The 21,044-nt window shown below is 67.6% G+C and carries 14 protein-coding genes and 4 tRNA genes; 15 read left to right on the top strand and 3 right to left on the bottom strand.

The genetic code is table 11. The features are described 5' to 3' along the window. Positions 1-29 precede the first annotated feature (29 nt). The 10 genes from Q0V34_RS11620 to Q0V34_RS11575 all read left to right on the top strand — a co-directional run bounded on the left by Q0V34_RS11620 (position 30) and on the right by Q0V34_RS11575 (position 6,263). Positions 30-1,007, top strand: coding sequence for a class 1 fructose-bisphosphatase (locus Q0V34_RS11620; RefSeq protein ID WP_297511884.1), 978 nt, complete (start codon positions 30-32; stop codon positions 1,005-1,007). Positions 1,008-1,074: 67 nt separating this feature from the next. Continuing rightward, the gene (gene recJ, locus Q0V34_RS11615) at positions 1,075-2,892 is read left to right on the top strand and encodes a single-stranded-DNA-specific exonuclease RecJ (RefSeq protein WP_297511882.1); all 1,818 of its coding nucleotides are present in this window, start codon (positions 1,075-1,077) and stop codon (positions 2,890-2,892) included. A 78-nt stretch (positions 2,893-2,970) separates the two neighbouring features. Continuing rightward, positions 2,971-3,045 (top strand) — tRNA-Glu (locus Q0V34_RS11610). A gap of 44 nt (positions 3,046-3,089) precedes the next feature. Next, a tRNA-Glu gene (locus tag Q0V34_RS11605) sits at positions 3,090-3,164 on the top strand. 172 nt (positions 3,165-3,336) lie between these two features. After that, positions 3,337-3,927 carry a stationary phase survival cold shock domain protein CspD gene (cspD, locus tag Q0V34_RS11600; protein WP_297511880.1) on the top strand — a complete coding sequence of 197 codons (591 nt, stop codon included), beginning with the start codon at positions 3,337-3,339 and terminating at the stop codon, positions 3,925-3,927. A 56-nt stretch (positions 3,928-3,983) separates the two neighbouring features. Then, the gene (locus Q0V34_RS11595) at positions 3,984-4,451 is read left to right on the top strand and encodes a DUF192 domain-containing protein (protein ID WP_297511877.1); all 468 of its coding nucleotides are present in this window, start codon (positions 3,984-3,986) and stop codon (positions 4,449-4,451) included. Positions 4,452-4,516: 65 nt separating this feature from the next. Further along, positions 4,517-4,593 (top strand) — tRNA-Pro (locus Q0V34_RS11590). A gap of 26 nt (positions 4,594-4,619) precedes the next feature. Continuing rightward, a complete protein-coding gene (locus tag Q0V34_RS11585) occupies positions 4,620-4,925 on the top strand; it encodes an ETC complex I subunit (protein WP_004624270.1) in 306 nt (101 codons plus the stop codon). Between the two features lie 21 nt (positions 4,926-4,946). Continuing rightward, positions 4,947-5,023: transfer RNA gene (locus tag Q0V34_RS11580), tRNA-Arg, on the top strand. Between the two features lie 583 nt (positions 5,024-5,606). Then, entirely contained in the window at positions 5,607-6,263 is a 657-nt protein-coding gene (locus Q0V34_RS11575; protein ID WP_297511875.1) for a hypothetical protein, read from the top strand. A gap of 741 nt (positions 6,264-7,004) precedes the next feature. On the opposite strand, the gene Q0V34_RS11570 is transcribed toward Q0V34_RS11575, so the two are convergent. From Q0V34_RS11570 to Q0V34_RS11560, 3 genes are all read right to left on the bottom strand, one after another. Next, the gene (locus Q0V34_RS11570; protein ID WP_297511873.1) at positions 7,005-8,489 is read right to left on the bottom strand and encodes an amidohydrolase; all 1,485 of its coding nucleotides are present in this window, start codon (positions 8,487-8,489) and stop codon (positions 7,005-7,007) included. A 125-nt stretch (positions 8,490-8,614) separates the two neighbouring features. Next, positions 8,615-9,586, bottom strand: coding sequence for a FecR domain-containing protein (locus Q0V34_RS11565; protein WP_297511870.1), 972 nt, complete (start codon positions 9,584-9,586; stop codon positions 8,615-8,617). A gap of 10 nt (positions 9,587-9,596) precedes the next feature. After that, positions 9,597-10,124 carry an RNA polymerase sigma factor gene (locus Q0V34_RS11560; RefSeq protein WP_297511868.1) on the bottom strand — a complete coding sequence of 176 codons (528 nt, stop codon included), beginning with the start codon at positions 10,122-10,124 and terminating at the stop codon, positions 9,597-9,599. A gap of 336 nt (positions 10,125-10,460) precedes the next feature. On the opposite strand from Q0V34_RS11560, the gene Q0V34_RS11555 reads away from it, so the two are divergent. The 5 genes from Q0V34_RS11555 to Q0V34_RS11535 all read left to right on the top strand — a co-directional run bounded on the left by Q0V34_RS11555 (position 10,461) and on the right by Q0V34_RS11535 (position 20,825). Then, positions 10,461-12,971: a TonB-dependent receptor gene (locus tag Q0V34_RS11555; protein WP_297511866.1), complete on the top strand. Its 2,511-nt coding sequence runs from the start codon at positions 10,461-10,463 to the stop codon at positions 12,969-12,971. 97 nt (positions 12,972-13,068) lie between these two features. Then, a complete protein-coding gene (locus Q0V34_RS11550) occupies positions 13,069-15,369 on the top strand; it encodes a TonB-dependent receptor (RefSeq protein WP_297511864.1) in 2,301 nt (766 codons plus the stop codon). A 145-nt stretch (positions 15,370-15,514) separates the two neighbouring features. After that, positions 15,515-16,480 carry a LysR family transcriptional regulator gene (locus Q0V34_RS11545; RefSeq protein WP_297511862.1) on the top strand — a complete coding sequence of 322 codons (966 nt, stop codon included), beginning with the start codon at positions 15,515-15,517 and terminating at the stop codon, positions 16,478-16,480. Between the two features lie 273 nt (positions 16,481-16,753). After that, positions 16,754-19,024 (top strand): TonB-dependent siderophore receptor, encoded by a 2,271-nt coding sequence (locus Q0V34_RS11540; protein WP_297511860.1) that lies wholly within the window; start codon positions 16,754-16,756, stop codon positions 19,022-19,024. Positions 19,025-19,040: 16 nt separating this feature from the next. Further along, a complete protein-coding gene (locus tag Q0V34_RS11535; RefSeq protein WP_297511858.1) occupies positions 19,041-20,825 on the top strand; it encodes an ABC transporter ATP-binding protein/permease in 1,785 nt (594 codons plus the stop codon). The last annotated feature ends 219 nt before the right edge of the window (positions 20,826-21,044 follow it).

Here is a 21,044-nt window from a genome sequence, read left to right as displayed (position 1 = left end):
GCCGCCTCGCTCTCGGTTCAAGGATAAGCATGACCCCCTTTGTCGACCTGGCCGCCCGGCTCGCGGCCGAGCCGGCCGACGCCGCGCTCAAGGACGTCGTCCTGACCATCGCGGCGACGTGCGCCCGGATCAGCCGCGTCGTGGCCGCGGGCGCCTTGTCGGGCAGCCTGGGCGCGGCGGGCAGCACCAATGTCCAGGACGAGGAGCAGAAGAAGCTCGACGTCATCACCAACGACATGCTCAGCGACGCCCTGAAGGCCTGCGCGCCGGTGGCGGGCCTGGCTTCGGAGGAGATGGAAGAGGTCGAGCCGACGGGCCGCGTCAGCGGCTATCTCGTCACCTTCGATCCGCTGGACGGCTCCAGCAATATCGACGTCAATGTTTCGGTCGGCACGATCTTCTCGGTGCTGCCGGCGCCCGTCGACCATGCGCCGACGGAAGGCGACTTCCTTCAGCCGGGCCGAAACCAGGTCGCGGCCGGCTATGCGGTCTATGGCCCGCAGACCATGCTGGTCCTGACCCTGTCGGGCGGCGTCGACGGCTTCACGCTGGACGCCGAGGGCCAGTGGCGGCTGACCCATCCGAACCTGAGCATCAAGGCCGACACGGCCGAGTTCGCGATCAACATGTCGAACCAGCGCCACTGGGCCGAGCCGGTGCGCCGCTACATCGACGGCTGCCTGAAGGGCAAGGACGGGCCGCGCGGCAAGAACTTCAACATGCGCTGGGTCGCCTCGATGGTGGCCGACGTCCACCGCATCATGATGCGCGGCGGCGTCTTCCTCTATCCCTGGGACGCCCGTGAGCCGGACAAGCCCGGCAAGCTGCGGCTGATGTACGAGGCCAATCCGATGAGCCTGCTGGTCGAGCGGGCCGGCGGCCGGTCGATCCAGGGCGCCGAGGACATGCTGGACCTTCAGCCGACCAAGCTGCACCAGCGCGTGCCCGTGGCGCTGGGCTCGGCCAACGAGATCGAGATCGTGCGGGCGGAAATGATCGCCGGCTGACCTGCGTCCGGTCCTGACGTCGATCCGGCGCATGGTCCGAATCCCGGTGACCGGTTATTCTCCAACGATGCCCGCCGATGGCGCTCCCAACTTCGTTTCCGACGCCTTCCTCGGCGTCCAGCGCTCGCTAAGCGGCCGCGTCTGGCGCGAGCGGGCGGCCGATGCGGCCGTCGTTCGCGCGATCCAGCACCGCCATGGACTGACCGAGCCCCTGGCGCGGGCGCTGGCCTCGCGCGGGCTGTGCCACGAGAGCGCCGAGCACTATCTGCGCCCGACCTTGAAGGCGCTGTTCCCCGATCCGTCCAGCTTCACCGACATGGACCGGGCCGCCGAAATCCTGATCGACGCCCTGGAGCGGGGGCGGCCGACCATGGTCTTCGCCGACTATGACGTGGACGGGGCCACCAGCGCGGCGCAGCTGGTCCGCTGGTTCCGCCACATGGGCGTCGAGCTGCCGATCTACATCCCAGACCGCCTGACCGAGGGCTATGGCCCCAGCCCCGCGGCCTTCCGCAAGATCCGCGAGGGCGGGGCGGAGCTGGTGGTGACGCTGGACTGCGGCGCCGCGGCCTATGACGCCATCGCCAGCGCCGCCGAGATCGGCCTGGAGGTCGTGGTCATCGACCACCACCTGATGCGCGAGGATCCGCCGGCCGCCGCCGCCGTCGTCAATCCAAACCGTCCCGGGTGCCAGAGCGGGCAGGGGGTCTTGGCCGCCGCCGGCGTGACCTTCGTCCTGTTGACCGCCCTGAACCGCGAGGCGCGCAAGCGCGGCCTGTTCAGCGACGAGCGCCCGCAGCCCGATCCGCGCCAATGGCTCGATCTCGTGGCGCTGGGCGAGGTGTGCGACGTCACCCAGCTGGTCGGCTTCAACCGCGCCCTGACGCAGCTTGGCCTACGCACCATGGGCGCGTGGGGCAATCCGGGGCTGAAGGCGCTGTTCGAGGTCGGCAAGGGCTCGGGCGAGCCCTCGGTGTTCCACGCCGGCTTCATCCTGGGGCCGCGCATCAACGCCGGCGGCCGGATCGGCCGCTCCGATCTCGGGGCGCGCCTGCTTTCGACCGACGATCCGCTGGAGGCGCGGGCGCTGGCCGAGGAGCTCGACAGCCTCAACACCGAGCGCAAGGCGGTCGAGGCCGCCGTCGTCGAGGACGCGGCGGCGGTGCTGGAGCGCGGCAATTTCAACCCCGACGCGCCGGTGATCGTGGTGGCGGGCGAGGACTGGCATCCGGGCGTGATCGGCATCGTCGCCGGCCGCCTGCGCGAGCGCTATCGCAAGCCGGTGGTGGTGATCGGCATCGACCGCGCGGCCAATGTCGGCAAGGGCTCGGGTCGCTCGCAGCCTGGCGTCAATCTGGGGCGCGCGATCCAGGCCGCGTTCGAGGCCGGCCTGCTGATGGCCGGCGGCGGCCACGCCATGGCGGCCGGGCTGTCGATCCGCCCCGAGATGATTCCCGAGTTCCGCGCCTTTCTCGAGGCCCGGCTGGCCGACGAAATGGAGATGGTGGGCGTCGAGGCGGTCGAGATCGACGCCCTGCTTCAGCCGCGCGCGGCGAATCGCGCGCTGCTCGACGATTTCCAGCGCCTGGCGCCGTTCGGCCCCGGCAATCCCGAGCCGATGTTCGCGCTGACCGGCGTGCGACCCGATCGCGTCTCCGCGCTGAAGGGCGGTCACGTGCGCCTGGACCTGGTCGGGCCCACCGGCGATCGGCTCAAGGCCGTCGCCTGGCGCTGCGCCGAGACGCCGCTGGGCCAGCGGCTGCTGGCGGGCGGCGGGACCCTGGACATCGCCGGCAAGCTGAAAGCGGACGATTACATGGGCCGCAACGGCGTCCAGCTGGAGATCGAGGACGTCCACGACGCCCGCCAGTGGACGGACGGATAAGCCGGCCGAAAAAATGACTTTCCGCGGCTTGCGCACCCCCAAGGTCGCGGCTATACACCCGCTTCCTCGCGGGGCCGTGGTCCCTTCGTCTATCGGTTAGGACGCCAGATTTTCAATCTGGAGAGAGGGGTTCGACTCCCCTAGGGACTGCCACCCGCGAGGCCAAAGTCTTGACGATGCGTCGCTTCGGCGGCCGTGGTCCCTTCGTCTATCGGTTAGGACGCCAGATTTTCAATCTGGAGAGAGGGGTTCGACTCCCCTAGGGACTGCCATCTCCGGCTGTATTTCACAATTATTTCCAACCTGTGTCTGCGGCGAAATGTCGCGTATCGCGTTTGGTCCCCATTTTGACGCGATTTCGTCATTGACGGCTCTCCTCACGCGAGAACACTGTTCTTGTAGTGCTCGCTTCGATGGGCTGATTGAGCGAGCCAGAGGGGTGGGATGTCTGGTTATGATTTCGAGGACGCTGTCGCGCACGAAGAGTTCGTTCGCATCAGCGGAAAGGTAAAGTGGTTCGACGCGGGCAAGGGCTACGGGTTCATCGTTCCGGATGATCCGGGACAGACCGGGCTCAAGGACGTGCTTCTGCACGTGACGTCGCTGCGCAACTGCGGTCGCGAGACGGCCATGGAAGGCGCGGTGATCGTCTGTGACGTGGTCCGGCGGCCCAAGGGCTGGCAGGTCAGCGAGGTGGTCAATCTCGACGAGACCAGCGCGCCGGCGCCGATCGAGCGTCAGCGGCGAACCTTCGCCGACGGACCGGCGCGCCGCGAGGGCTTGCGGGACGGCCACGGGCGGGGGGCTCTGACGCCCGAAGGCCCGGCCGAGCGCGCCAAGGTCAAGTGGTTCAACCGCACCAAGGGCTACGGCTTCGTGATCCGCGACGCCGAGCCGGGCGACATCTTCGTGCACATCGAGACTCTCCGTAGGGGCGGCCTCGAGGACCTGCAGCCGGGCGACGACGTCCTGGTGCGGTTCGCGCGGGGGCCCAAGGGCCTGGTGGTCGCGGAAATCACCGCCGGCGAGGCCTGACTTTCGGCGGCGCGCTCGTTAGGCTGGTTCGAACCGAACCGCGAACGCGAGGATGCATGCCCGGACCGATCATCGAGCGGCGCGCGCTGCTGGCCGGGCTGACGCTCGGCCTTGGCGGCGGCGTCGACGCCCTGGCCGCGTCCAAGCTGGAGACGGTGGAGATCGTCACCGGTCGCGGGCGCGCGCGGTTCCAGGTCGAGATCGCCGCCACGCTAGCCGAGCAGAAGCGGGGGCTGATGTTCCGCAAGGCCCTGGCCCCTGATCGCGGCATGCTGTTCGTCTACAAGCGGCCGCAGCCGGCGGCCTATTGGATGAAGAACACGCTGATTCCGCTGGACATCATCTTCATCCAGCCGGACGGCAAGATCCTGTCGATCGCCCGCAACGCCCGGCCTCACGACGAGACGCCGCTGGCGTCGGGCGGTCTGGTGCTGGGCGTGCTGGAGATCGCCGGCGGTCGCGCCGCGCAACTGGGCGTGCTGCCCGGCGACCGCGTCCTGCATCGAATCTTCCCGAAGGGGTGATCGAGAAAATTCAGTGCGTTGATCCGCGCTCCGAACCCTAGTAGAGCACCCGCCTGCCGTTGTTTCGGGGCGTAGCGCAGCCTGGTAGCGCATCTGTTTTGGGAGCAGAGGGTCGCAGGTTCAAATCCTGCCGCCCCGACCAACGGTAAGGCTTTTTGGGAGAGGTCCATGCTGGCCCGCATCTATCGTCCCGCCAAGAACGCCATGCAGTCCGGCAAGGCCAAGACCAAGGACTGGGTGCTGGAATTCGAACCGGCGTCGGCGCGCAAGCCCGACCCGCTGATGGGCTGGACCCAGTCCAGCGACATGAACGGTCAGATCCGCCTGACCTTCGAGACGCGAGACGAAGCCGTGGCCTACGCCCAGCGGCACGAGATCGCCTTCCAGCTGTTCGAGCCCAAGACGCCCAAGCGGATCATCAAGGCCTATGCCGACAACTTCGCGGCCAACCGCAAGCAACCCTGGACTCACTAGGGTCTTCGCGGCGCCCCGCGCGCGCCCTTAGCTCAGCTGGATAGAGCACTCGCCTTCTAAGCGAGCGGTCGCAGGTTCGAATCCTGCAGGGCGCGCCACTTCGGTACCAAACTACGAACGTCCAGAACCGCCGTCTCCACGCCGCCGTTCGACGCCAATGTTCGTAGAAGTTCGATCTGGAACCCATCACGGTGGCGCTCGTGGTCGAGGTGATTTCGACCCGCTGAGCCACGGTGCGGAGCAGGTCCCGCCGGACGCTATCCGCCCCCGGACGGCGCGCTGGGCTCTGGCGGCGGAGCCTCGGTGTCAGGCCGTTCGCCGGACTGCCCGGAACATTAGCGAGTAGGGCAGGGCCACGACCGGCGCGCGGCCACGATGCCGGCCGATGTCCGCTTCGGGCGCATAGTCCGTGACCAGAGCCTGGCGGAAGCTATCGGCCACCAGTCCGGTAAGGACGGCGACCTTTCTGAGCCGCGGCTTAAGGCAGTCGGGGATGAGTTTGCCCGCAAGCGGTGCCATCTGATCTCGTTCACCGGCTTCCCGCCGGGCTTCCGCCTATGACGAGTAGGTCGCGCTCACGACGCGGAGCTTGCGCCAATAAGTTACAATTTTAGGGCGTTGTGATGATGGCTCCAGGCCCCGGAAGTTGCTATTGAATTCGCGCAGCGGTGGAGTGCGCTAATGGCCGTAGCAGGGGGGCTGATCGTGCGTGGCGGGCGGCCAAACCTAAGTCGCCGCGCCGCGATCATCGGCGGTCTTTCTCTTTTGGGCCTCGCCCGCTGTTCGCCGCTTTCAGGTGGCTATCGCTACAAGCTGTTCGTTGAGATCGAAGTCGGCGGTCGGAGATATTCCGGATCCGGTATTCGTGAAATTGTCCGCGAAGACGTCTGGGCATGGCCGGACCAATCCACCCTGAGGCAAACAACGGTCCATGGCAAAGCCTTCTGGATCGAGGTGGGCGCTTTGCCCTCGTTGTTTGTGCTGCTGAGGGCGCACGGAGACGGTTTAAGCAGCATCTGGGATCCTTCGATGTATCTCGAGGGGGCGGGCAAGAGGGTGTCGCTCTTGCCAAACCAGCTGCCTGGGCTCGTGTACTTTGATGATATAGACCGAAAAACGAGCGCTGTTCTTGTGAAGCCGAATGAACTTTCGGAAAGATATGGATATGGTGCGCGTATTTCTGCCGCATGGGTCGAGAAGACTTGGAGGCTGAAGACGAGTGGTATTTCCAAGAAGCTGCCGTGGATTCGTGCGCTGAGATACGACATCCTCAATAATCAGACTATCTCGGAGTCGCCGGACGTATATTCTTTTAATCTTCCTGATTACTGGGCTTAACGGGGGATAATTCGATGAATTGCGATCTTCTCGCCGTTCTATCCATGGATGCCTATAATCGGGGACGGGGCCGGGCGTCATAATAAACGAGCACGCTTTCGGACACGCAGTGATGAGAAGCAATTCGTCTGATCTGTTAACGTCCTTTTCTGCTCAGGCTTATGAATGGGGGGGGGCAGGCGGTTATTGCTTATAGGGGAACGGATCGAGTTCTTCCCGACGTCAATCTTTTCAACTTCTCCGCGACGGCGGGAGATCTACTGACAGGATGGGTAACCGGCGGTTGGGGGGGCGCAAGCTGCACAAGCGGTGCTGTTCTACCTGGCGGCGCCGTGGTCGGGTGTCGTCGAGGCGCTGGATAGGCTGGGTCGCGTCGCTGAGACGGACGAATGTGATGAACCTACGCCTGCCGTAGCCTCAATATCGTGCCGTTCTTCGTGAAGCTGCCGTCGACAGCGTCTATATCCTTTGTCCGCTCTAGAAAGCCCTTAGAGTACAATAGCGTACTCGTAGTTATCGGTTTCATTCGACAAGGCGCGCCACCACTATTTCGCCGCCGGGTCTCTGGTCCCGGTCCGTGGCGGACGCGGTTTGGCCGGGCGCGCCAGCGCCGGGAAGCGCTCCGCGCCGATGGCCGCTGTTCTGGTCGCGCCGAACTTCATGAAGCTCGATAGGGCGCGGCCGGCGCTAAGGGGGGAGCGCGCCGGCCGCTGGCGATCGCCGTGGGGGGGCGGACGATCGCTACTCGTGCGCACCGCCGGCGGGCTTGCGATAATCAAGGGCCGGCGGACGGTCGCCGAGCATGGCCTTGTAGGTGAAGTTCGGGCCACGGCGCTCGATCAGCTCGGCCTTGGCCTTCTTGACGATGTCGGGGTTCGCGAAGAGGTCCGCGCCGGTCAGAGCCAGGGTCTTGGCGGCGTTCACCGCGCCCTTCACGCCGATCGACGAGCCGGCGGCGGCGACATTCTGCCAGCTGTGGCCCGCCGAGCCCGGCACGAAGGTCGCCGTGCCCAGGCCCACCGTCGGGGTCACCCAGCTGATGTCGGCGACGTCGGTCGAGCCGCCGCCGCCTTCCAGCTCGATCTTGTAGGGCTGGACGCTCTTGACCGTATCGATCGAGGGCGGGTTGACCAGCGAGGTCTGGAGCTTCTTGGCGAAGGCGATCTCCTCGGGCGTCCAGGTGATGCCGCCGACCTTGCGCAGGTTGGCGTCCATGACCCGGCCGAGCGTGTCGTTGGGCAGCAGGGCGTAGACGCCGCCGGTGATCTCCTTTTCGACCGTCGTGCCGGTGGCCAGCGCCGCGCCTTCGGCGGCCTTTTCGACCCGCGCCCACACGTCCCTGACCACGGCCGGGTCCGGATGGCGGACGTAGTAATAGACCTCGGCGAAGTCGGGCACGACGTTCGGCGCGGCGCCGCCGTTCGTGATCACGTAGTGGATACGGGTCTTGTCGGGCGTGTGTTCGCGCAGGAAGTTCGTCGCCACGTCCATGATCTCGACGCCGTCCAGGGCCGAACGACCCTTTTCGGGCGCGGCGGCGGCGTGGGCCGAGACGCCGTGGAAGCGGAACTTGCCGCTGATATTGGCCATCGAGACGCCTTGGACGGCGGAATTGGCATTGGCGGGGTGCCAATGCAGGGTCACGTCGACATCGTTGAACAGGCCGTCGCGCACGAAATAGACCTTGCCCGAGCCGCCTTCCTCGGCGGGCGTGCCATAGACGCGCAACTCGCCCTTGATGTCGTTCTTGACCATCCAGGCCTTGAGCGAGACGGCCGCGCCGACCGAGGCGGCGCCGAACAGGTTGTGGCCGCAGCCGTGGCCGGCGATCTGTCCGGGAATGCCGGTCTTCACCGGATCGGCGGTCTGGGCCAGGCCGGGCAGGGCGTCGAACTCGGCCAGGATGGCGACGACCGGTCCCGCGCCGTTCTTGAAGCTGGCGATGAACGCGGTCGGCTCGCCCGCCACGCCGGCCTTGACCTCGAAGCCCGCGGCCTTGAGTTGGTCCTGCAAAAGCGCCGTGCTCTTGGTCTCCTGATAGCCGACCTCGGCGAAGCCCCAGATCTTCAGGGCCGCGTCCTTGATATTGGCCGCGTCGGCGTCGACGAGCTTGAGGATTTGGGTCTTCTCGGCGTCGGTGACCGGCTTGGCGAAGGCCTGCGGCGCGAGGAGCCCGCTGGCCACCGTGGCGGACAGCAGGGCGAGCTTGAGGGCGGACAGCTTCATTGGAACGTTTCCCCGTAAGGCGAAGGATCGCGCCGCCGGACGATGGAACGGAGGCGGTCGATCGTTAAGACGCAGCAGGCCGCCGCCACCTCACCTCGCGCTCGAGAAAACTTCTGGCGCGGTCTTCAGGCGCCGCGCGCCGGGCGGACCAGCTCGATATGCCGCTCGTCGCTGTGGCCGACTTCGACCAGGCCGTAGCTGCGCAGCGCCGCGACGAACGCGTCGACCTGCCCGGTCTTGAAGACCCCGCTCACCGACGTCGCGGCCAGGGCGGGATCGGCGATGTCCAGCTTGCGATCGGAAAAGCGGTTCATCTCCGCCACGACGGCCGACAGGGGCTCGCCGTCGAAGACGAGACGCCCCTGAAGCCAGGCCGCCGCCTTGGCGGTGTCGACGGTCGCGATCGTCCAGTCCGCGCGATCGTCGGCCACCAAGCGCGAACCGGCGGACATCTCGACGCGGCGGGGGCCGTTGGGCGAGGCGCCGGCGATCCGCACGCGGCCCTCGACCAGGGTCACCGACAGCTTGCCGGGCTCGAGGCGCACGTCGAAGGCGGTGCCGACCGCGGTCACGGACTTGTCCCCGGCGGTCACGATGAACGGACGGGTCTTGTCCTTGGCGACCTGGAAATAGGCCTGGCCCTTCAACAGCGTCAGCCTGCGCTCGCGATCCCAGTGATTGACCCGGACGGCGGAGTCGGTGCTGAGGGTGACCACCGAATTGTCGGCCAGGCGAAACGTCGAGCGCTCGCCCACGGCGGTAGTGAAGACCGGCTCGTCGACGACGGCGGGGGCCTCGTCTCGGCCGGCCAGGCGACGCCAGCCCAGGGCCGCCGCGCCGGCGACCGCCACGAGGCCGGCCGCCGCCAAGCCCAGATCGCGCCGGTTGAAACGGCGCGCGCGCGACGCATCGACGCTCAGCGCGTCGGCGCGCAGAGCCGTGAACGCCGGATCATCCTCGACGCTCGACAGACCATGCCAGGTGGCCCCGACCGAGGCCCAGGCCTCGGCGTGTCGCGCGTCGGCGCCGAGCCACCGTTGAAAGTCGCGTCGTTCCTGGAGGGAGACATCGCCGCCTTGCAGTCGCGCGAACCACACGGCCGCGGCGCTAGCCGGGTCTTCGGGTCTCTCTTTCTCCGACCGTGTCGACGTCATCCTGGTCCCGCAGGCGTTCGTGCAGATGCCGAAGCGCCTTCATAACGTGTTTCTCGACAGCGCTGACGGAGACACCCAGGCGCTGGGCGACGAGCTTGTAGCTCATCTCCTCGAAGCGCACGAGGATGAAAACCCGTCGCGTGCGTTCCGGCAGCGCGTTCAGCGCCGCCATTACCCGCGCCATCTGTTCCCGACCCTGTAAGACGCGCTCGGGAGAGATTTCATCAACCGGATGATGCGTTTCTTGCAGTTCGCAGTGATCGGCGCGGCGGCGGGTTCGATCGCGGCGGCCCCGGTCGATCAGGACGTTGGCCGCCACCTCGAAGAGGTAGCCTTCCACATTGTTGACGACGGGGGCGGGCTGGCGCTTTTGGATTCGCAGGAGAACCTCCTGCACCAGATCCTCGACATCGGCGGCCGGCGCGCGGCGCGAGAAGAACGCGCGCAGGGCCGGGACGAACCGCGCGCCGCTGTCGATCAAGGCCGCCGCCTCGGACTCTTTCGGCGACTTTACGCCCCAAATCATGATCGCCGCCCCAACATGCGACAGTTAGGTGAAATCGCGCTTTCCCGCGTGTCAAGCCGCCGACGGAGGATAGGCGCGAACGCAAGCGGGCTCTGGCCTGTTGCCTAAAGCCTGAGCAACGCGCGATCTTGCGCCGCGGGCGCCGAGCGCGTTGGCATGGCCGCCCGTCAAAACAAGGCATGGTCCGCGCTTCTCCAGGGTGTGAGATCCGTGCCGCCGGGGAGGTCGGAGTCGCCGTTGTTAAGGTCCAGAGCGTTTGCAGCGTCGGCCAGGCGCGGCCTCGTCGCGACCATGCTCTGCGTGGCGGCCGTCGGGACCGTCGCGCCGGACGCCGCCTGGGCGCGGGCGGGGGATTCGGCCGACGCCCCGCGCCGGTTCGACCTGCCGGCGCAGCCGCTGAGCCAGGCGCTGAACCAGCTGGCGCTGCGCAGCGACCGCGAAATCCTGTTCTCTCCCAACCTGACCGCGGGACGGAAAAGCCCGGCTTTGAACGGCGCCTTCACCGCGGAACAGGCCCTGACCCGACTGCTCTCCGGCTCGGGCCTGACCTTTCGGCTCGCGGGCCGCAGCTTCCTGGTCGTGCCGGCGCCCAAGCCTCGGGCGGCCCCGGAGCCTGAGCCTTCGCCGGCCGCCCTGGCCGTGGACCTGGACGGCCTGATCGTCACGGCGCTGAAGCGCGCGAGCGTGGCCCAGCGGACGCCGGTCAGCATGGCCGTGGTGGACGGCGAGCAGCTGACGCGCGCGACCATCGCCAATCTCGAACAGGCAGCCCCGTTGCTGCCGGGCCTGAAACTGATCTCCACCGCGTTCGGGCGGCGTCTGGTGCTGCGCGGGGTCTACGGGGCCGGCGAGGCCACCACGGGTCTCTATTACGACGAAACGCCGATGACCGGTCCGGTCGGCACCACGGCCGATCCCGGCGTCATGGCGCCCGAGCTGGCGCTGGTGGACGTCGACCGGATCGAACTGCTGCGCGGGCCCCAAGGCACGCTCTACGGCTCGGGCGCCATGGGCGGGGCCCTGCGCATCCTCTTCAAGCGGCCCGACCTCGGCGGCGACAGCGGCTCGGTGAGCGCCTCCGTCGCCAGCGTCGCCCATGGCGGGCGGGCGGTCAGCGGGGCGGCGGTGCTGAATCTCGTGGCGGTTCCGGACGTCCTGGCCGTGCGCGTAACGGCCTATGATCAGCGCCAACCCGGCGTGATCGACAACATCCGGCTGGGGCTGTCGGATGTCGACGACGCGCGCGCCCGGGGCGCGCGGCTGGCCATGCTCTGGGAGAGGGGGGACAAGCTCTCGGTCCTGGTCTCGGGCGCGCATCAGTCCAACCATCGCGGCGACATCTCGGCCTGGAACGACTCGGCGGGCCCCTGGCGGACGGTCCATGCCGGCCGCTCGCCCTTCGATGGGGACATCGACCTGGCGTCGTCCGTCGTGAAGTGGCGCGGCGAGGCGGTCGACGTGACCGCCGTCTCGTCCTGGTACCGCTGGAAACTGGTGCGGCGCTCCGACTACAGCGGCGTCCTGCTGGGCGAGCGGACCAACGCCGCCGGCTGCATGCGGATGTTCTCGATCGCGTCGGCTTGCGGCGGCGAGCAGATGGCCGGCTACTCGGCCTATGTCGACAGCGTCTATCCGGCGATCCTCAACCAGCCGGCGGCGCTGACCGCCCGGATCCACGAACTGCGCGCGGCCTCGGTCGGGCCCGGACCGCTGCGCTGGACCGTGGGGGCCTATAGCGAGGTTCGCGAGGACCGTATCGACAGCCAGGTTCGCCACGTCGATCCCGCGACCGGCGCGCCGGTCGAGCCGCCGGTGATGATCGGGCGGCGCGACATCGAGAACCACCTGGCCCAGCACGCGGTCTTCGGCGAGGCGTCCTACGCGGTCGCGCGCGACACCGACCTGACGATCGGCGCGCGGCGCTTCGACTACGCCAAGCGCGACCGGGGCGGCGTCCAGGTCGCCAACGTCATCTCGGGCACCTGGATGGACTACGCGATCGACGCCCGGGGTCGCGAGCGGGGCTGGAGCCTGAAGGCCTTGGCCACCCGCGCCTTCGCGCCCGGCCTGTTCGGCTATGCGCAGATCTCGCAGGGCTTTCGGCCCGGCGGGGTGAACGTGGTGCCCGGCTTGCCCGAGGCCCTGGCCCTCTATCGATCTGACCGGCTCGACAACGCCGAGCTGGGTCTGAAGGCGCAAAGCGCCGATCGTCGCGTGACGCTGAACCTGGCGGCGTATCGCGCGCGCTGGCGCGACATGCAGTACGCGGCCCAGACCCAGAACCGCGCGTTCAACTATGTGACCAATATCGGCGCCGCGCGCCTTCAGGGCGTCGAGATCGAAGGCGCGGCGCGGCGGATCGCCGGCTGGGACCTGGCGGCCACCCTGACTCTGACCGACGCCCGCCTGACCGCCGACCAGGTGACCAACAGCGCCATTGGCCTCGGGCGGGAAGGGGATCGGCTGCCCATCGTCCCGAAGGTCTCGGCGTCGGCCTCGGCCGAACGCCGCTGGCCCTTGGGCGCGGACCTCGCGGTGCGGCTGCGGCTCGACGCCTACTATGCCGGCCTGGCGCGCTCGGCCTTCAACGCCGGCAACGCGGACTATCTGAAGATGGGCGGCTATGCGCTGTTCGGCGTCGGCGCGGGCCTGGAGCATCGCGCCTGGAGCGCCGATCTCTCGATCGAGAACCTGCTCGACCGGGCGGGGCGGGCGTCGGCGGCGCGGAATACGTCCGGTCCCGTCGAATATTTCGGGGTCATGCCGCGCACCGTGCGCCTGTCGCTTGAGCGCCGCTTCTGACCCGCGTCTTTTTGCCCGGCGGGAGGTGAGGGACCCTCTCGGGCTTGCGTCTGACCCTACAGGCCGCCGTCGAGCGGACCGACAAGAGGGGATCACCATGATGCAGTTTCGAAGCCTTCGGGTCCTGGCCCTGGGCGCCAGCGCGTTGAGCAGCCTGGCGGCGGGCCAAGCGTTCGCCCAACAATCGTCCGACGGCGCGACGATCGAGGAGGTTGTCGTCACCGCGCTGAAGCGCTCGACCACGGTCCAGACGACGCCGATCAGCGTCAGCGCGGTCACCGAAAAGTCGCTTCAGGCGCTGGGCGCCTCGGGCATCCAGGACTATTTCCGCACCGTGCCGAACCTGCAGGTCGACGGCAATTCGCCGACCAGCCGTCGCCTGACCCTGCGCGGCGTGCGCAGCGCTGGCGAGGCCACGGTCGGTCTCTACTACGACGAAACCCCGCTGACCGGCCCGGCCGGCACCACCGCCGACGCCAGCTCGACCAGCGCCGACGTCAATCTGTTCGACGCCGAGCGCATCGAGGTGCTGCGGGGGCCGCAAGGCACGCTGTACGGCTCGGGCTCGATGGGCGGCACCCTGCGGGTGATCCTCAACAAGCCCGACAGCAGCCGCTACGCCGGCGCGGTCGAGGCGCAGGGCACGTCCGTCAAGGGCGGCAGCAACGGCTATTCGGTCAAGGGCATGGTCAATGTGCCGCTGATCGAGAACAAGCTGGCCGCGCGCCTGGTGCTCTACAAGACCGAGGGCGGCGGCTATGTCGACGACGTCCAGCTGAACAAGAAGAACATCAACGACCAGCATGCCAGCGGCGGTCGCCTGATGCTGGGTTTCACGCCCACCGAGACGCTGACGATCAACGCCACCGGCCTGTTCCAGAAGACCACCCTGGACGGTCAGAACAGCTGGTACCCGGCGCTGGGCGGCGACTACAGGACCAACGCCCGCGTCATCGCCCCGACCAGCGACAATCTCCGGCTCTACAACGTCACGGGCAAGTGGGAGCTGAACTTCGCCACGATCACGGCGACGTCGTCCTACTACAAGTGGACGCTGCTGCGGAACTCCGACTACAGCCCGACCCTGTCAGGCAGCCGCGCCAACGCCACCTCGTGCCGCAACTGGGTCGCCGGCGGACCGGCGCCGACGGGATCGACCAACCCGGCCTGCACCCCGGCCCAGCTGACGGCCTACACCGCCTATGCCGACAGCCGCATTCCGGGCGCGCTCTACCAGCCGATGGGCCTGACCTCGTGGAACCACGAGCTGCGCGCCAACGGCTCGCTGTTCGACGACAAGCTGGACTGGACGGCGGGCGTCTATCTCGAAAAGCGCGACGACTATATCGAGAGCAAGGTGGCCAAGGGCGACGCCGCCACCGGGATCATCAATCCCAACGACCTGACCGCCTGGCGCCATGTCGGCACCCAGACCAAGCAGACCGCCTTCTTCGGCGAGGTCTCGTACAAGCCCATCGAGAAGCTGACCCTGACCGGCGGCCTGCGCCGCTTCAAGTACGACAAGACCGTCTCGGGCCAGGTCCTGATCAGCAACTTCATCACCCAGTCCTATGTCGGGCCGGCCGCCCAGGTCGACGCCAGCGCCGACGGCTGGGTCAGCAAGCTGAACGCGTCCTATCAGATCACGTCCGACGTCATGGTCTACGCCGTGGCGGCCAAGGGCTTCCGTCCGGGCGGCGCCAACAATGTTCCCGGCCTGGCCAGCGCGCTGCTGGCTTACCAGCCCGACAGCCTCTGGAACTACGAAGGCGGGGTGAAGAGCCAGTGGTTCGACCGTCGCCTGACCCTGAACGCGGCGGCCTACCAGATCGACTGGTCGAACCTGCAGATCTCGGCCACCAGCGCCAACGGGGCCTTCAGCTACCTGACCAACGCCGGCACGGCGCGGATCAAGGGCTTCGAGGTCGAGGCCACGGCTCGTCCGATCACCGGTCTGACGATCAGCGGCACCGCCGCCGTCGTCGACGCCAAGCTGACCGAGGACCAGGCCAATTCCAGCATCCTGATCACCGGCTCGACCGGCCTGCGCGGCGACAAGTTCCCCTATGTGCCCAAGTTCAGCGGGTCGGCCTCGGTCGAGTACACCTGGCCGCTGAAGGGCGATCTCAACGGCCTTGTGCGCGCCGACTACGCCTATGTCGGCGAGTCCGCGTCTCAATTCCGGCCGACCTATGTCTACTACGAGAAGCAGGGGGATTACGGCTACGCCAACATCCGCGCCGGCGTCGAGGGCTCCGACTGGGGCGCCTATGTCTTCGTCAACAACGTCACCGACAAGGTGGGGCTGATGAGCGTGACGTCGGCGGTCAACAATCCCAAGCAGGTCGTCAGCATCAGCCCGCGCACGGCCGGCTTCCAGGTCCGCAAGCGCTTCTGAGTCTCCGGGCGGACGGACCGCGTGTCCGTCCGCCTCATCTCCGTCGCCACGCGCCGGAGCGGAACACTCAGATCATCTTGTCTCATTCCCCTTCCAAGCTTGAGATGCCAACCTGGCGCCGGGGAGCGCGAGCTTGGGGGCAATATTGGACGAGAATGTCGCTGGGTCATCGCCCGCGCCGGGCCACTCCCGGCTGCGCCGGCTCAATATCAACCTGCTCTACGCGCTCGACGCGCTCTTGCATTCGCCTTCGTTGACGGCGGCGGCGCGGTCCATCGCGCTGAGCCAGCCGGCGCTCAGCGCCAAGCTCAGACAATTGCGCGAGCACTTCGGCGACGAACTGGTCGTCTACGGCGACAAGCGACGCCTGACGGCCTTGGGCGAGGCCCTGCTGCATCGGGTCGGCCCGGTGCTTCGCGAGGTCGACGACACCTTCAATCTCACGCTCGATTTCGATCCGGCGACCGCCGAACGCGAGATCACGATCACCGCGCCCGAAGCGATCGAACTGATGTTCGTCAGCCGGATCATCCCGGACATCCGGGCCGCCGCGCCGGGCGTGCAAATCCGCATGGTCCCGTTCGTCCACGGCGCGGTCCAGAAGCTGTTCGACGCCGGCGTGGACGTGGCCATCGTCCCCCACGCGATGGCGGACCCCAATCTCGGCCGCCAGCCGCTGTTCCGTCACAGCCTGGCGGGCCTGGTGTCGCGCAACCACCCGTTCGCCGAGCGACAGGTGGGCGAGGCCGAATATCTGGGCGCGCGCCACGCCGCGCTGCTGGACGAGATGGAACAGGCGCTGTTCGGCCCCTATGGGCCGAATGATCCTCGGGCCCGCCGACATATCGTCGCCCGGACGAGCCTGAACTCGATGCTGCCGCTGCTGGCGCTGGGATCGGATCTGGTCGTGACCACCAGCAATTGGTTCGCCCAGTACAATGCGGCGATCCTGCCCTTGAAGCTGGTCGATCTGGACTTCGAAAAGCCGTCCTCGGAGCTGGTCGTCCAGTGGCAGCTCTACAGGAGCCGAGAGCCGGTGATCCGGTGGCTGGTCGATCAGATGGCGCGCGGCGTCGACAAGTCCACCTATCGCCATCCAGAATTCCGATAGGGGCATAACGGATTACAATTTGATGACGTTCAGACTTCGGAGCAGTCTTCGAACGTCGAGGAAAGCAATGCGCCGCGGCTTCTCGGAGCCCGGAAGACAGAGACACCCGACGCCACAGTTATTGTCGACCACCGCCGGGGGGCGGAGTCGACCAGCCGCTTCGCCCGGGGGCGAGGCTTCATCGCTGCTGTGAACGCGCCGCGAAGACCGTTCAAGGCCGCGCCCGAGGAGGTGCGGGCAAGCGGTCGCGCGTCGCCAAGAGGGGAGATTGGAATGTCACGTCTTGCCGCCGCTCGGGGCGCGTACATCGCGACCGTCAGCATCCTGCCCATCCTGGTCCAGTTCGCGCCCGTCGTGGCCGAAGCTCGCCAAGGTCCCGCCGCGACGCCGCCCGCCGCGAACGCGCCGGCCAAGGTCGAGGCCGCGCCGTCGTCCCGCGAGGCCCGCAAGGCCCAGCGGCGCGCCGCCAAGGCCCGCGAGGATCAAGCCCGGACCGACGCGATCGTTCGGGAAGAGAAGGACGGCGTCCTCAGCGAGATCGTCGTCGTGGCCCGCCGCGACGAGGCCGAAACCAGCGTCCTGGTGCGCGGCGAGACCGGATCGACCCGCACCGGGCAATCCCTGCGCGACCAGGCGCGCAACGCCCAGGTCATCTCGGCCAAGCTGCTCGCCGAGCAGCAAGCCCAGAGCCTGCCCGAAGCGCTCCGCAACGCCGGCGGCGTGACGGTCAACACCGCCACGGTCCAGGGCGGCGTCACCTATTCCGTGCGCGGCTTCTCGTCGGGCGGCGCGGTCAACGGCATGCCGACGCCGTCGAGCAGCAGCTTCGCGGCCGGCAGCACCCAGCCCATCGCCAACATTGAGCGCCTGGAAGTTCTGAAGGGCCCCGACGCGATCCTGCTGGGCGGCGACAGCCTGGGCGGCACGGTCAATATCGTGACCAAGAAGCCGAGCACCGAGCAGCAGTTGTACGTCACCGGCGAGGCGGGATCGTTCGGCGCGGGACGCGTCACGCTCGACGCCAACGGGGCGGTCTCGGAGGATCAGCGGTTTTCCGCCCGCGTCATCGCCACCGCGGCCGGCGCCGACCACAACGCCGGCGGCTATCGCGGCAACGAGGATTTTCTGTTCGCGCCCTCCCTGCGCTTCAAGACCGCCAAGAGCGACGTGATCGCCAGCGTGACCCTGGGCAGCCAGGTCTTCGGCATGGTGCCCTACACCTTGTTCAACGACAGGACGAACGAGGCCTATCCCACGGATCGCGCCAAGCCCCTGGTCGGCGACAAGGATCAGTACGCGAAGATCGCCGGCGTGACCTACGACCTGCAGGCCAAGCAGCAGGTCAAGTCGTGGATGCTGGTGTCGGGGCATTACCAGCATCAGGAGACGTCGCTGCTGCTGCGCCAGTACTCGCCGTTCGCCGTGCTCGCCCCGAACGGCTTGCTCCTGCTGTCGCGCAGCGGCGTCAAGCAGCACAGCGTGAACAATGCCGTGGACGGCTATGCGCGGTTCGCCGCGACCACGGGATCCGTGGAGCACAAGCTGGTGGTCGGCGGTATGGCCAGCGATTACGACATCGTCGCCGACAACGCCGCCTATTCCGACGGCCCCGGCATGTTCACCTATAACTACCAGACCAAGCAGGGCACGCTTTATCCGCTGGCCAGCCAGTACCAGCGCGCGTATCGGGTCACCGGCAAGCAATCATCCTATTACGCCCAGTACCTGGCCAAGGCCTGGAAGCTCGCCTTCATGGCCAGTGTCCGGAAGACCAACTCGGAGTCCACTTCCGAGATCGTGGGCCGGCCGACGGCGCAGTACAGGTCGAACGGCGCGGTGACGCCCAGCTACGGCGTCGTCGCCAACCTGACCGATAACCTGTCGGTGTACGGCTCGCTGGCCTATGGCTTCATCCCCAGCTTCTCGACGGATCGCTTCCTGAATCTGCTGCCGGACAACCACACGCGCAACCAGGAAGCCGGCGTAAAGCTCGACCTCTTCAACAAGCGGGTTCTGGTGAACGCCTCCTGGTTCAGCCTGCGGGAGAGCAACCACCTCTTCAACGATCCAGTCGCCCCGCGCTACCAGATCGCAGGGCCCGGGCAGTTGGGCGAGGGCGTCGACCTCAGCGTCTCGGGCGAGCCGGTCAGGGGCCTCCTGGTTAGCGGCGGCTTCACCCGCACCGACTACAGCCTTCTGAGCCCGAGCACGAAAAACGGCACCACGGTCACGAAGGCGCCGCGCGATCAGTACAGTCTCTACGCCTCCTATCGCCGCCGGATCGCCGAGGGCGCGGTGGCGGGCCTCGGCGGCGGGGTCTATGGCCGCTCCAGCGCCGCGATCGACCGGTTCGGAGTCAACCACATCCCGGCGACGAACCAGGTCGACCTGAACGCCTTCGTGACCGTGCGCAGCGTCGATCTGAGACTGGGCGTCCGGAACGTGTTCGATCGGGTCAACTATGGCGTGACCCCCGCCACCAGCTACGTGCCCCTCGGCGAGCCGCGCACCTGGCGGCTGACCGTCGGCTACCGCTTCCGTTGATAAGGGCTTCCCGTTGATGCTGTCGCGGTCCGTTCCATCCGGTGAGCCCCCTCGTCAGGGGGGGCTCGAGTCATCGCGCAAGGGGAGGGGCGGGCGGCTCATCTTCCGGCTGCTTTGGGATTACGCGACCTCCAAGGACTGGAAGTTCGCGTGGCTGGCGCTGTTGGCGCTCACCGTCTTCCAGTTCGCCGGCGCCTACCTGTTCGTTCTGATGAACCGCTGGCAGCAGCGCTTCTTCGATGGGGTGGAGAACCGCGACATCGCCGGCTTCAACACGCTGTTGCTGACCTTCGCCGGCATCCTGTCGATGCAGATGATCTTCGTCATCGTCGAGCCCTGGATCCGGCGCAGCTTCTGCCTGCGCTGGCGGATACACCTGACCGAGCGCTACGTGGATCGCTGGATGGCGCGACACCGCTATGCCGAGATCGAGCGGCTGCGGATGATCGACAACCCCGACCAGCGGATCGCCGACGACATCCGGTTCATCACGGATGAACAGTTGGGCTCGCTGTCGATCATGATGAGCGTCCTCAGTGCGGTGGTCTCGGCGTTCTCGTCGATCATGATCCTGCTGGAGACCGCCGGTCCGATCGAGTTCACGCTGCTGGGCCACGCGATATCGATCCCGGGCAGCACGATCTGGTACGCGGTCGCCTATGTGCTGGTCAGCAGCGGGATCATGTTGCTGCTGGGCAAGCCCTACATCCGGGCGATGATGCGGTGGCAGCACCGCGAGGCCGACTTCCGCTCCGGCTTGGTCCATGTGCGTCGCAACGCGCCCCAGATCGGCCTGGCCAACGCGGTCCCCGCCGAGCGCGGCGCTCTCGGCAGGGCGATCCAGGAAATCCGCGCGGCCGGGCGCACGGTGATCCTGTCGCTGATCGGCCTGAACGCCGCTAACGGTCTTTACGATCGCCTGGGCTCGCTCATTCCGCTGTTCATCCTGGTGCCCCGCTACTTCGCGGGCGCGATCACCTTCGGCCAGGTGATGGGCGGCCGCGACGCGTTCTCGCAGTTGGTGCCGCAACTGGGCTTCTTCGTGCATCTATATCCGCGGATGGCCACGCAGCTGTCCTATCTGAACCGGCTTCAGGCCCTGGACGACGCCATCGACGATGCCCGCGTGTCCGGCATCACCGCCGTCGCCGGCGCGCCGACGGGCGTGGCGCTCGCGACTTCGGGACTGCTGCTGCGCCGGCCGCACGGCGAGCCGCTCGCCAACATAGGCGACTGGCGGGTGCGTGACGGCGAGCGCTGGGTGATCCGGGGGCCCTCGGGCGCCGGCAAGAGCACCCTGCTGCGGGCCTTGGGCGGCATGTGGCCCGACGGCGAGGGCCAGGTCGCTCTGGCCGACCGCGCCACCGCCATGTTCGTTCCGCAGCGCCTGTACCTGCCGATCGGGTCGCTGAAGGCCGGGATCTGCTTCCCCGATCCGCCGGAGGCCCATGAGGACAAGGCCATCGCCGCCCTGCTCGAGGAGGTCAACCTCGGCCATCTCGCCGAAGACATGCATGCGTCGCGGGTTTGGCAGGACGAGCTGTCGCCAGGCGAACAGCAGCGGATCGCGCTCGCCCGCATCCTGCTGCAGCGGCCGACCCTGCTGATCCTGGACGAGGCGACCAGCGCGCTGGATCCGGCCAATACCAGTCGCTTCCACGAGTTGATCGACGCGCGCCTGCCGGGGGTGACGCTGATCAGCGTCGTGCACGACGAGCGGCTGCATCGCTACCACACCCACGCGCTGGTGATCGCCGACGGGCGCGCCGCCGTCCGGCCGATCGCGGAGGCGGCGCGGTGAGACTGCTCGCCGCCGATCCGAGGGAGATGGAGGAGGTGGCCGCCTGCGCGGTGGCGATGGCGCGCGCCCTGGGCGCGGATCAGGCCGTCGCCTCGGCCCAGGCCAGCGCCCGCGTGCGGGTGACCGCCCGCGACGGCGCCACCGACATCGCGCTGCGCGACGCTCGGCAAGGCCTGACCCTGACCGTCTATCGGAAGAGCGTCGTGTAGGGAAAGAGTG

The organism is uncultured Caulobacter sp., assembly GCF_947036865.1.
Classification (GTDB): Bacteria; Pseudomonadota; Alphaproteobacteria; order Caulobacterales; family Caulobacteraceae; genus Caulobacter.
The sequence above is the reverse complement of the archived record's forward strand: the minus strand, read 5'-3'. Positions and strand labels throughout refer to the sequence as shown.